The organism is Pseudomonas putida (genome assembly GCF_026625125.1).
Classification (GTDB): Bacteria; Pseudomonadota; Gammaproteobacteria; order Pseudomonadales; family Pseudomonadaceae; genus Aquipseudomonas; species Aquipseudomonas putida_X.
Genome location: NZ_CP113097.1, coordinates 2,092,556 through 2,104,688, shown reverse-complemented (window position 1 = coordinate 2,104,688; position 12,133 = coordinate 2,092,556). Strand labels below are relative to the sequence as shown.

10 protein-coding genes are annotated in these 12,133 nt (G+C 63.6%); 7 read left to right on the top strand and 3 right to left on the bottom strand.

The window, feature by feature from the left end:
- Window positions 1-13: 13 nt before the first annotated feature.
- Window positions 14-2,032, bottom strand: a complete 2,019-nt coding sequence (locus OSW16_RS09605; protein ID WP_267822579.1) for an alpha-1,4-glucan--maltose-1-phosphate maltosyltransferase — start codon at window positions 2,030-2,032, stop codon at window positions 14-16.
- A 71-nt stretch (window positions 2,033-2,103) separates the two neighbouring features.
- Between OSW16_RS09605 and OSW16_RS09600 the strand changes: the two genes are divergently transcribed.
- Window positions 2,104-2,334 (top strand): hypothetical protein, encoded by a 231-nt coding sequence (locus OSW16_RS09600; RefSeq protein WP_241803408.1) that lies wholly within the window; start codon window positions 2,104-2,106, stop codon window positions 2,332-2,334.
- Between the two features lie 78 nt (window positions 2,335-2,412).
- On the opposite strand, the gene OSW16_RS09595 is transcribed toward OSW16_RS09600, so the two are convergent.
- Window positions 2,413-4,095, bottom strand: a complete 1,683-nt coding sequence (locus OSW16_RS09595; RefSeq protein ID WP_267822578.1) for an AMP-binding protein — start codon at window positions 4,093-4,095, stop codon at window positions 2,413-2,415.
- A 215-nt stretch (window positions 4,096-4,310) separates the two neighbouring features.
- On the opposite strand from OSW16_RS09595, the gene OSW16_RS09590 reads away from it, so the two are divergent.
- The 4 genes from OSW16_RS09590 to OSW16_RS09575 are packed head-to-tail and all read left to right on the top strand — an operon-like array spanning window position 4,311 to window position 9,869.
- On the top strand, window positions 4,311-5,474 hold the full coding sequence (locus OSW16_RS09590) for an isovaleryl-CoA dehydrogenase (protein WP_267822576.1): 1,164 nt from the start codon (window positions 4,311-4,313) through the stop codon (window positions 5,472-5,474).
- 19 nt (window positions 5,475-5,493) lie between these two features.
- Complete coding sequence (locus tag OSW16_RS09585) at window positions 5,494-7,101, top strand: carboxyl transferase domain-containing protein (RefSeq protein ID WP_267822574.1); 1,608 nt, start codon at window positions 5,494-5,496, stop codon at window positions 7,099-7,101.
- A 3-nt stretch (window positions 7,102-7,104) separates the two neighbouring features.
- Complete coding sequence (locus tag OSW16_RS09580; RefSeq protein ID WP_267822572.1) at window positions 7,105-7,920, top strand: gamma-carboxygeranoyl-CoA hydratase; 816 nt, start codon at window positions 7,105-7,107, stop codon at window positions 7,918-7,920.
- On the top strand, window positions 7,917-9,869 hold the full coding sequence (locus OSW16_RS09575; protein ID WP_267822571.1) for an acetyl/propionyl/methylcrotonyl-CoA carboxylase subunit alpha: 1,953 nt from the start codon (window positions 7,917-7,919) through the stop codon (window positions 9,867-9,869). Before OSW16_RS09580 ends, OSW16_RS09575 begins: the two co-directional genes overlap by 4 nt.
- Window positions 9,870-10,050: 181 nt before the next feature.
- On the opposite strand, the gene OSW16_RS09570 is transcribed toward OSW16_RS09575, so the two are convergent.
- Entirely contained in the window at window positions 10,051-10,716 is a 666-nt protein-coding gene (locus tag OSW16_RS09570) for a LexA family transcriptional regulator (RefSeq protein WP_241803287.1), read from the bottom strand.
- Between the two features lie 130 nt (window positions 10,717-10,846).
- On the opposite strand from OSW16_RS09570, the gene OSW16_RS09565 reads away from it, so the two are divergent.
- Window positions 10,847-11,158: a DUF6124 family protein gene (locus OSW16_RS09565; protein WP_241803286.1), complete on the top strand. Its 312-nt coding sequence runs from the start codon at window positions 10,847-10,849 to the stop codon at window positions 11,156-11,158.
- A gap of 437 nt (window positions 11,159-11,595) precedes the next feature.
- On the top strand, window positions 11,596-12,111 hold the full coding sequence (locus tag OSW16_RS09560) for a DUF4880 domain-containing protein (protein WP_267822568.1): 516 nt from the start codon (window positions 11,596-11,598) through the stop codon (window positions 12,109-12,111).
- Window positions 12,112-12,133 lie beyond the last annotated feature (22 nt).

Genomic DNA, 12,133 nt, shown 5'->3' with positions numbered 1-12,133 from the left:
CCGCCCAAGCGGCTTAGCGGGCCTTCTCGATGCGCCAGATACCGAATGGCTGATGCCATGGCTCAATGCGCATCCATTGGGTCTTGCCATGCCAGGTCCAGCGGTGGCCGTTCATCAGGTCTTCGCCCAAGGTGTCAGCGTCATCGTCCAGCCCCAGTTCCCACAACGGCAATTCGAAGCTGGCCTCCTGGGCGTTGTGCGGGTCGAGGCTGACCGCTATCAGGATGTAGTTGTCGCGCTCCGGCGTGCGCTTGGCGAAGTACAGGATGTTGTCGTTCCAACAGTTGAAGAACGCCACCCCCAGGTGCGTCTGCAGGGCACGGTTCTGCCGGCGGATGCGATTGAGTTGAGCAATTTCGGCAATGATGTTGCCGGGCTGGGTGAAGTCGCGGGGGCGGATCTCGTACTTCTCCGAGTCCAGGTATTCTTCCTTGCCCGGCAGAGGGGTGCCTTCGCACAGCTCGAAGCCCGAGTACATGCCCCACAGCCCCGAGCCCATGGTCGCCAGGGCGGCGCGGATCAAAAAGCCGGCACGCCCGCTGGTGTGCAGGAAGAACGGGTTGATGTCCGGCGTGTTGACGAAGAAGTTGGGCCGGTAGCACAGGCTCCAGGGCGGCTGATTGAGCTGCTCGAAATACTCGCGCAGCTCCTGCTTGGTGTTGCGCCAGGTGAAATAGGTGTAACTCTGGGCGTAACCGACCTTGCCCAGGCGCGCCATCATCGCAGGCTTGGTGAACGCCTCGGCGAGGAAGATCACGTCCGGATACTGGCTGCGCACATTGGCGATCAACCATTGCCAGAACGGCAGCGGTTTGGTGTGTGGGTTGTCGACGCGGAAGGTTCTCACCCCCTCCTCCACCCAGCCCACCACCACATCACGCAGGGCAAGCCACAGCGACGGCACGGCGTCAGCGGCGTAGAAGTCCACGTTGACGATGTCCTGGTACTTCTTCGGCGGGTTCTCGGCATACCGGATGGTGCCGTCGGGGCGCCAGCTGAACCAGCCGGGATGTTCCTTGAGCCACGGGTGGTCCTGGGAGCACTGGATGGCGAAGTCCAGGGCGATCTCCAGCCCGTGCTCGGCGGCGGCAGCCACCAGGCGGCGGAAGTCTTCTCGGGTGCCCAGCTGCGGGTGAATGGCATCGTGCCCGCCTTCGGGGCTGCCGATGGCGTAGGGGCTGCCCGGGTCGTTGGGCTCAGCCTTCAAGGCGTTATTGCGGCCCTTGCGGTGCTGCTTGCCGATCGGATGGATGGGCGGGAAATACAGCACGTCAAAGCCCATGTCGCGAATCATCGGCAAACGCGCGTGCACATCGTTGAAGGTGCCGTGGCGCTCGGGGCTGTCGGTGATCGAGCGGGGGAACAACTCGTACCAGCTGGCGAACTGCGCAGCCGGGCGGTCGACATCCACCGGGAACTCACGGCTGCAGGTGAGGTAGCTGCGGTGCTCGGCCTCGCTCATCAGGCGCGACGCCTGCTCCCCCAGCAGCAGCGCCACCTGGTCGGCCTGTGCCAGCGTGGGCAGTTGCGCCTGCAGCGCCTCGATCTGCTCACGCAACTCGCCCTCACTGCGCTCTGCGCCTTTGCCAAGCAGCAAGCGACCTTCCTCCAGCTCCAGCTTGACCTCGACGCCTGCGTGGAACTTCTTCTCAAGGTCGTGGCAATAGGTGGCGAACGGGTCGATCCAGGCCTCGATGCTGAAAAGGTGCGGGCCCAGGTCGGTGGGTGTGAACTCGGCCAACCAGAGGTCGTTGCCTGGCGAATGCATCGGCACGCAGTGCCATCGCCGACTATTGGCCTGCCGCCAGTTGAGCATCACGGCCAGGCGATCGTGGCCGTCGCTGTACACCTTGCTGCTGACCGCAACCGGCTGGCCGCTGATGGCCTTGGTGGCAAACGCGCCACCGTCGAGTGCGGGCTGGGTATCCTCGATCACGATGCGCGGCGCCAGCAGCGCCTGGGACAGGCTGATGGCCTGGTCGGGGTGATCGTTCGCCATCGGTACGCTTGCGAAGGGCTCGTTGCGCGACATCGGTCCTGGCTCCCTGTTGGCATTGGCGGTAAGGGTTCAGAGCCATCGTCCACGCAGGGGGTTCAAAAAAATTGAGCAAAACGGCGCAGCCACGCATCAAAGCCTGCACCACCCTCTCATTCACCCTGCGAGGTCAGGCCATGAACATTCCCATTCCACCAGAGACACCCGACCCCAATATCGACGACCCGAGCCTGCCGCCGCCCGTGCCGGAAGAGGCCCCGGACGAGACGCCGGTCAAGCCGACCGAACCGCCGACTGTCGGCGACCCGCCGAGCCAGGAGCCACCGGTGAAGGCTTAAAGGATAGACGAGGGAAAGCGATGCACGTGCATGGGTGCTGCTCGCCCTATCACGGGCGCGGCCAGCACCCATGCTCCATCACTGCGCCTTTTCGGCTGAAAGCGTGGCTGCGCTGATTTCGCGCATCCTGAACTTCTGCACCTTGCCGGTCACCGTCATTGGAAACTCGTCGACGAAGCAAAAGTGCCGCGGCACCTTGTAATGGGCGATGCGTGCCTTGCACCAGCCGTGCAGTTCTTCACCCGTTGCGCTATGGCCGGGATGCAACTTGATCCAGGCCACCACTTCTTCGCCATACCTATCGCACGGGATGCCGATCACCTGGGCGTCTGCCACTGCGGGATGGGTATAGAGGAACTCCTCAAGCTCGCGCGGATAAATATTTTCGCCACCGCGAATGATCATGTCCTTGTTGCGCCCGACGATGCGCACATGGCCGTCTTGGTCCATGACTGCCAGATCGCCCGAGTGCATCCACCCTTCGGGATCTATGGCATCTGCCGTGGCCTGCGGGTTGCCCCAGTAACCCAGCATCACGCTGTAACCCCGTGTGCACAATTCGCCGATTTCACCCCTGGGCACGGTGCAGCCATCGGCATCCACCAGTTTGGTTTCCAGGTGAGGCTGGGTGCGGCCAACCGTGGTCACGCGCAATTCCAGATCATCGTCGGGGCCGGTCTGCAGAGACACCGGGCTGGTTTCGGTCATGCCATAGGCAATCTGCACCTGGGCCATGTGCAGCTGCTCGATGACCCGGCGCATGACCTCGATCGGGCAGGTGGCCCCAGCCATGATGCCGCTGCGCAGGGTCGAAAGGTCCAGCTGCGGGCGCGACGGGTGGTCGAGCATGGCGATGAACATGGTCGGCACGCCATAGAGGATGCTGGCGTGCTCCTCGGCCACCGCACGCAAGGTGAGCTCGGCATCGAAGGCGTCGCTGGGGTAGATCATCGCGCTGCCATGGGTGATGCAACCGAGGTTGGCCATGACCATGCCGAAGCAGTGGTACAGCGGCACCGGGATCACCATACGGTCGGCAGGGGTCAAGCCCAGGCTTTCCCCGACCATGAAGCCGTTGTTCAGGATGTTGTAATGGCTGAGCGTGGCCCCTTTGGGGGCGCCGGTGGTGCCGGAGGTGTACTGGATGTTCACCGCCTGGTCGAACTGCAGCCCGCGCTGGCGCGCCTGATAAGCCTCAGGGGCCGTCTGCGCTGCCCGCCCTGGCAGCGCAGGCCATGGCAGAAAACATGGTGGCGGGTTGCCGGCCAGGCTTATCACCCCGCGCAGCTCGGGCAGGCGCTCGCTGGCCAGGTCACCGGGCGCCACCAGCGCCAGTTCCGGCAGCAGCTGCCGAACCATGGCGTGATAGTCAGAGGTCTTGAAGGCGTCGGCGCACACCAGCCAGCGGCAGCCAGACTGACGCAGCACATACTCCAGCTCGCCCACCCGGTAGGCCGGGTTGATGTTGACCAGAATCGCGCCGACCTTGGCGCTGGCCAGTTGCAAGATGCACCACTGGGCGCAGTTGGGAGACCAGATGCCGATCCGGTCGCCCCGGTCCAGCCCCAGGGCCATCAACGCCCGGGCATGGACATCGACCTGCTCGGCCAACTGCTGCCAAGTGAAACGCAGGCCTTGGTGGCGCACCACCAAGGCTTCGCCATCGGCGTAACGGGCCACGGTCGCATCGAAGGCCTGGCCAATGGTCTGGGTCAGCAAGGCTGGGTTCTGACGACCTTGGGTGTAGCTGGTTTGACTCATGGGTGTCCCTTCTTGTGGTTGTTCTGGGCACGGCTCAAGCAGCGACAATTACTGTGGCGCAGATTTACGTTTACGTAAAGGTGACGAACGGATTGACAGTGTCGAGGGGCAGGTTTACGTTAACGTAAAGGTGAAAACGACACAGCGCTGATTGCCAATGGCTGACGCTTGGTGAGCTACGGTGTTTCCTAATTTCAAGAACAAGAAGGTGGCCCATGCATTACCCCTCCCTGAACTTCGCCCTGGGCGAAACCATCGACATGCTCCGTGACCAGGTGCGTACCTTCGTTGCCGCCGAGCTGGCGCCACGCGCCGCACAGATCGACCAAGACAACCTGTTCCCCGCCGACATGTGGCGCAAGTTTGGCGACATGGGCCTGCTTGGCATCACAGTGCCGGAAGAATACGGCGGCGCCGGCCTGGGCTACCTGGCCCATGTGGTGTCGATGGAAGAAATCAGCCGTGGCTCGGCTTCTGTAGCGCTGTCCTACGGCGCCCACTCCAACCTCTGTGTCAACCAGATCAACCGCAACGGCAGCCACGCGCAGAAGCAGAAGTACCTGCCCAAACTGATCAGCGGTGAACACATCGGCGCGCTGGCCATGAGCGAGCCGAATGCCGGTTCCGACGTGGTGTCGATGAAACTGCGCGCCGAGAAGCGCGGCGACCGCTACGTGCTCAATGGCAGCAAGACCTGGATCACCAACGGCCCGGATGCCAACACCTATGTGATCTACGCCAAGACCGACCTGGACAAGGGCGCGCACGGCATCACGGCTTTCATCGTCGAGCGCGACTGGCAAGGCTTCAGTCGCAGCAACAAGTTCGACAAGCTGGGCATGCGTGGCTCCAACACCTGCGAGCTGTTCTTCGATGACGTCGAGGTACCGGAAGAAAACATCCTCGGCCAGCTCAACGGCGGCGTGCGCGTGCTGATGAGCGGCCTGGACTACGAGCGCGTGGTGCTCTCCGGCGGCCCCACCGGCATCATGCAAAGCTGCATGGACCTGGTGGTGCCCTACATTCACGACCGCAAGCAGTTCGGCCAGAGCATCGGCGAGTTCCAGTTGATCCAGGGCAAGATCGCCGACATGTACACCCAGCTCAACGCCAGCCGCGCCTACCTGTACGCCGTGGCCCAGGCCTGCGACCGTGGCGAGACCACCCGCAAGGACGCCGCCGGGGTCATCCTCTACACCGCAGAGCGCGCCACGCAGATGGCCCTGGAAGCGATCCAGATTCTCGGTGGCAATGGCTACATCAATGAATTCCCGGCGGGCCGCTTGCTGCGTGATGCCAAGCTGTACGAGATCGGCGCCGGCACCAGTGAAATCCGCCGGATGCTGATCGGCCGCGAACTGTTCAACGAAACCCGCTGAGCACAAGGGACGGGCACACATGGCTACCTTGCACACCCAGATCAACCCGCGTTCGGCGCAATTCGCCGACAACAGCGCGGCCATGCTCGAACAGGTCCAGGCCCTGCGCGGCCTGCTCACCCACATTGCACAAGGCGGCGGGCCCAAGGCCCAGGAGCGGCACACCTCCCGTGGCAAACTGCTGCCGCGCGAGCGCATCGACCGCCTGCTGGACCCCGGCTCGCCCTTCCTTGAAATCGGCCAGTTGGCCGCCTACGAGGTGTACGGCGAAGATGTGCCGGCAGCCGGCGTCATCGCCGGCATCGGCCGCATCGAGGGCGTGGAATGCATGATCGTGGCCAACGATGCCACGGTTAAAGGCGGCTCGTATTACCCGCTGACGGTGAAGAAACACCTGCGCGCGCAGACCATTGCCTTGCAGAACCGCCTGCCCTGCATCTACCTGGTGGATTCCGGCGGCGCCAACCTGCCGCGGCAGGATGAGGTGTTCCCAGACCGCGAACATTTTGGGCGGATCTTCTTCAACCAGGCCAACATGAGCGCCCAGGGCATCCCACAGATCGCCGTGGTCATGGGGTCGTGCACGGCAGGTGGGGCCTATGTGCCAGCCATGGCCGACGAGGCGATCATGGTCCGCCAGCAGGCGACCATCTTCCTGGCAGGCCCGCCCCTGGTGAAAGCCGCTACGGGCGAGGTGGTCAGCGCCGAAGACCTCGGCGGTGCCGATGTGCACTGCCGCACCAGTGGCGTGGCCGACCACTATGCCGACAATGATGAACACGCCTTGGCGTTGGCCCGGCGCAGCGTGGCCAACCTCAACTGGCACAAGCTCGGCACGCTGCAACGCCAGGCGCCGGCTGCGCCGCTGTATGCCGCCCAGGAGCTGTACGGCGTGGTGCCGGCCGACGCCAAGCAACCGTTCGATGTGCGCGAGGTGATCGCGCGCCTGGTCGACGGGTCGGTTTTCGATGAATTCAAAGCGCTGTTCGGCACCACGCTGGTGTGCGGCTTCGCCCACCTGCACGGCTACCCGGTGGCGATCCTGGCCAACAACGGGATCCTGTTCGCCGAAGCCGCGCAAAAGGGCGCGCACTTCATCGAACTGGCCTGCCAACGCGGCATCCCACTGCTCTTTTTGCAGAACATCACCGGCTTCATGGTCGGCAAGAAGTACGAAGAAGGCGGCATCGCCAAGCACGGCGCCAAGCTGGTCACTGCGGTGGCCTGCGCCCAGGTGCCGAAGTTCACGGTGATCATCGGTGGCAGCTTTGGCGCTGGCAACTACGGCATGTGTGGCCGCGCCTACGATCCGCGCTTTTTGTGGATGTGGCCCAATGCGCGGATTGGCGTGATGGGGGCCGAACAAGCCGCCGGGGTGCTGGCCCAGGTCAAGCGCGAGCAAAGCGAACGCAGCGGCCAGGCCTTCAGCGCCGAGGATGAGGCCAGGCTCAAGCAGCCGATTCTCGACCAGTACGAACACCAGGGTCACCCCTACTACTCCAGCGCCCGGCTTTGGGACGACGGCGTCATCGACCCGGCGCAGACCCGCGACGTGCTTGGCCTGGCGTTGTCCGCCGCGCTGAACGCACCGATCGAACAGAGCCGCTTCGGCATTTTCCGGATGTGACCCATGAGCGCTTTCAACACCCTCGAAGTGATCCGCGACCCGCGCGGCTTCGCCACCCTGTGGCTAAACCGGGCGGACAAGAACAACGCATTCAATGCACAGATGATTCGCGAACTGATCGTCGCCCTTGGCCAACTGGCCGACGACGCCAGCCTGCGCTTCATGCTGCTGCGCGGCCGTGGCCGGCATTTCAGCGCCGGCGCAGACCTGGCGTGGATGCAGCAATCGGCACAGCTGGACTTCAACACCAACCTGGATGACGCCCGTGAACTGGGCGAACTGATGTACGCCCTGCATCGCCTGAAGGTTCCCACCCTGGCCGTGGTGCAGGGCGCGGCCTTTGGCGGCGCCTTGGGGTTGATCAGTTGCTGCGACATGGCCATCGGCGCCGAGGATGCCCAGCTGTGCTTGTCGGAAGTGCGTATCGGCCTGGCCCCGGCGGTGATCAGCCCGTTCGTGGTCAAGGCCATCGGTGAGCGCAGCGCCCGCCGTTATGCCTTGACCGCCGAACGATTCAGCGGCGTACGGGGCCGGGAGTTGGGCCTGCTGGCAGAGGTGTACCCGGCCGATGAGCTGGAAGTGCAGGTCCAGGCCTGGGTGGACAACCTCCTGCAAAACAGCCCGCAAGCGCTGCGCGCCACCAAGGACCTGCTGCGCGAAGTCGACGACGGTGAGCTCAGCCCTGCCCTGCGCCGCTACTGCGAAAACGCCATTGCCCGGATCCGGGTCAGCGCCGAAGGCCAGGAGGGCCTGCGCGCCTTCCTGGAAAAACGTCGCCCCGCCTGGCAAACCGAGCCCAACAAGGAGCTGCGCCCATGAGCCGCACGCCATTGACCACCCTGCTGGTCGCCAACCGTGGCGAAATCGCCTGCCGGGTGATGCGTACCGCCAAGGCCATGGGCCTGACCACCGTGGCCGTGCACAGTGCAACCGACCGCGACGCCCGCCACAGCCGCGAAGCGGATATCCGTGTCGAGCTGGGGGGCAGCAAGGCCGCTGACAGCTACCTGGTGATCGACAAACTGCTCGCTGCGGCCAAAGCCAGCGGCGCTCAGGCCATTCACCCGGGGTATGGTTTTCTGTCCGAAAACGCAGGGTTTGCTCGTGCCATCGAGGACGCCGGGCTGATCTTCCTTGGCCCGCCGGCCAGCGCCATCGATGCCATGGGCAGCAAATCAGCGGCCAAGGCACTGATGGAAGCGGCCGGCGTACCGCTGGTGCCGGGTTATCACGGCGACGCCCAGGACCTGGAAACCTTCCGCGCCGCTGCCGAGCGCATCGGCTACCCGGTGTTGCTCAAGGCCAGCGCCGGGGGGGGCGGCAAGGGCATGAAAGTGGTCGAGGACGAAAGCCAGCTGGCCGACGCCCTCGCCTCGGCCCAGCGTGAAGCGCAGTCTTCGTTCGGCGACGCGCGCATGCTGGTGGAAAAGTACGTGCTCAAGCCCCGCCACGTGGAGATCCAGGTGTTCGCCGATCAGCACGGCAACTGCCTGTACCTGAATGAGCGCGACTGCTCGATCCAGCGCCGCCATCAGAAGGTGGTCGAGGAAGCGCCGGCGCCGGGGCTTTCCCCTCAGTTGCGGCAAGCCATGGGCGAAGCGGCGGTGCGCGCCGCCCAGGCCATCGGTTATGTCGGTGCCGGCACCGTTGAGTTTCTGCTCGATGCCCGTGGCGAGTTCTTCTTCATGGAGATGAATACCCGCCTGCAGGTCGAGCACCCGGTGACCGAAGCCATCACCGGCCTGGACCTGGTGGCCTGGCAGATCCGCGTCGCCTGTGGCGAACCACTGCCGATTACCCAGGCCCAGGTGCCGCTGATCGGCCATGCCATCGAAGTGCGCCTCTACGCCGAAGACCCGGCCAACGACTTCCTGCCGGCCACCGGCACCCTGACGCTGTACCGCGAGTCGGCACCTGGCGAAGGTCGTCGGGTGGACAGCGGGGTAAGCGAGGGGGACGAGGTCTCATCTTTCTATGACCCTATGCTGGGCAAGCTGATCGCCTGGGGCGAAAACCGCGAACAGGCCCGCCTGCGCTTGCTGGCGATGCTGGACGAGTTCGCCATCGGTGGGTTGAAGACCAACATCGCCTTCCTGCGCCGCATCCTCGCCCACCCCGCATTCGCGGCGGCCGAGCTGGATACAGGCTTCATTCCACGCCATCAGGACGTACTGCTGCCGGCGCCGCAGCCTTTGCCCGCAGGCTTCTGGCAAGCCGCAGGTGAAGCCTGGCTACGGGGCCAGGCGCCCCGTGAGCGTGACGACGACAGCGGCTCGCCGTGGGCTGAGCGCTCAGGGTTGCGCCTTGGCCTGCCGGCGCATAGCAGCTTGCACCTGCGCAGTGGCGGTGAGCGCCAGGCGATTGCGTTCGAGCACGGTGCCGTCTCGGCCTGGCGGCTGGACGACGAACAGCTCGGGCATGATGAAGGCGGCGTGCGCCGGCGATATCTGGCGGTGCGCCGAGGTGGCACGCTGTACCTGCGCTGGGAGGGTGAAATGCATGCCATCGAGGCCTTCGACCCGATCGCCGAGGCCGAAGCCAGCCACAGCCATCAGGGCGGCCTGGGTGCGCCCATGAATGGCAGCATCGTGCGGGTGCTGGTGGAGCCTGGCCAGGCGGTGGAAGCAGGGACTGCGCTGGTGGTGCTGGAGGCGATGAAAATGGAGCACAGCATTCGCGCTCCGCACGGCGGGACGGTGAAGGCGTTGTTCTGCCAGGAAGGGGATATGGTCAGCGAAGGGACGGTGCTGGTCGAACTGGTGGAGTGATGCAAGCAAGGGCCGCTTCGCGGCCCAATCGCCGGCAAGCCGGCTCCCACCGCGACCGCGCAGTGCTTCAGGCCTGCGCTTTACCCGTGGAAGCCACCGTCCTGCCCAACTTCTAAAAGCTGGCGCGATCCATGTGGGAGCCGGCTTGCCGGCGATTGGGCTGCACAGCAGCCCCGACAATCTAGTAGGTACCGTGCGCCCGCACGACTACCCCAAGAAACTCACATCCGTCCTCACACACCAACGCCGGGTAGCTGCTGTTCAGCGCCCGCAGATACCGCTGCCCGCCCTCTTCGGCCAGTTCGCGGAGAATCGCCGATTTGCCAGGTTGGCGCGCAATCACCAACCGCCCAGGCTCAGCCTCCAGCCCCGGGTCCACCAGAATGCGCATGCCTTGCGGCACGCTACGGCCGCTGGCCGTACTCATGGCATCGTTCTCCACCGTCAGCCAGAACGCTTTGCCTTGCGCCATATACTCGGTCTGCTCGTACACCATGGCCTGCTCGGGCGCTGATTCACCCAACGCATCCCAGCCTCGCACCGGGTAACGAAAACACACGATGTAGTGCATCAGGTCTACATCGTCATCCTCTTCATCCAGCACATAGCGGCCAGCGTCCTCACCCACCTGGCCCAGTACCCGCAGCTGCATGCTCACGTGGTAGTGGGGCATGCCCAGCTCGACGAAGACGCGGTTCATCGACTCGACCTTGGGCTGGCGCCGCTTGTTCACCCAATGCCCCACGCTGCCCTGGGAAACCCCAACGCGTTCGGCGAGCTGCTCTTGGGAGATATCGAGCTCCTCCATCCGGTCACGGACGAGGGCAATCCATTTATCCATATTCATCGCTGGCACGATACGGACTGCCTTCTAGCGCTCAATAAACATTCAGTATTATTTCTCATAAAGCACACAAATACTTTAGGTATTAAGATCAGTGCGGACCTTTTCCCTCTTGGCTTATGCAGGTATCAGGATGAAACCACCGAAAAACGACGAAACAGAACTCGACAGCGAAGCCGCACGCCGCGCCCTCGACTACTACCTCAACCCCAACCCACCGCGCCCCAGCATCGACAACAAGATCTGGACACTCCACGAAGGCGTCACCGCAGACCAGGCCCAGGAGCACGCCATCGCCCTGCTGCGCTGCGCTGCCGCCACCGCCCACGAAACCGCCACCCATCAGGAAGGCAGCCACCGCGAATTGACCTTCGCACTGATGCATATGATGGACATGGCCAGGGCACTGTTGGAGCACAAGCGAGCCGTACAGAGCGGTCGATAGGCTGGAACTGGAATAGGGAGAGACGTGATGGCCAGGTAACGGCAAAGGCCCCGATTGCCGGGACAGGGAAGTGCTTCAGCCGTTTTTTTCACCGGATAGGCGAAAAAACATTTGACTGGCAAATGATAACGATTATTATTGCACTCAGCTGATCGCGAGATCTGCTGGATAACCTGGAGCTTAGGTCGCTCTCAGATTATCTCCTCATCAGGCTAATCACGGTTTTTGACCCGGCTTTTTGCCGGGTCTTTTTTTTGGCTCTTCAGGCTAATGAAGATCGTTGATGGCGGCGATGATAGCAAAAATGTTTCAGGGCGTGAAAGCTCATTACAAAACTTTGCGGAATCAGCACTTGAGAATCAATCTCGTTTCGCCTACTCTGTTTCCGCATCACGGAAGATGCCCCCACCCCTGCCCTCTTGAGCAAGGAGCTGACCATGAGCCGCCTGCTGCTGCCTGTTGAGCATCCAACACCCACCGCTGGCCACGACGCCGAAGCTGCCCTGCTGCATGGGCTCAAGCGCTTGCCACGCCGGGTTCAGCAAGTGTTCCTGCTCAACCGCCTGGACCATCTGGACTACGCCAGCATCGCCACGCGCCTCGATTTGCCCTTGCTGAGCATCGAACGGCACATGAACCAGGCCCTGCAAACGGCACGGCCCCACGGTGATGCCGTGGCGAGCGTTGCCGGCCAATGGTACGTGCGGCTGCAGAGCCCCGAGGTCACTACCTGCGAGCGCATTGATTTTCGACGCTGGCTGGACGCCGATCCAACGCACCTGCAAGCCTTCCACGACACCGAACTGCGCTGGCGCAGCCTGCTCGCCCCAGCACGGGAGCTGGGCCACGATGGCTGGTATCGGCAAGGCCGAGCGGCGATTTCGTTGGGTGGCTGCTCGATTGCAGTAGGGCTGAGCGTGGCGGCGCTGGTGCTGTTTGGTTACTGGGCATAAGCCGTCAGGGACGGCAGAGGCA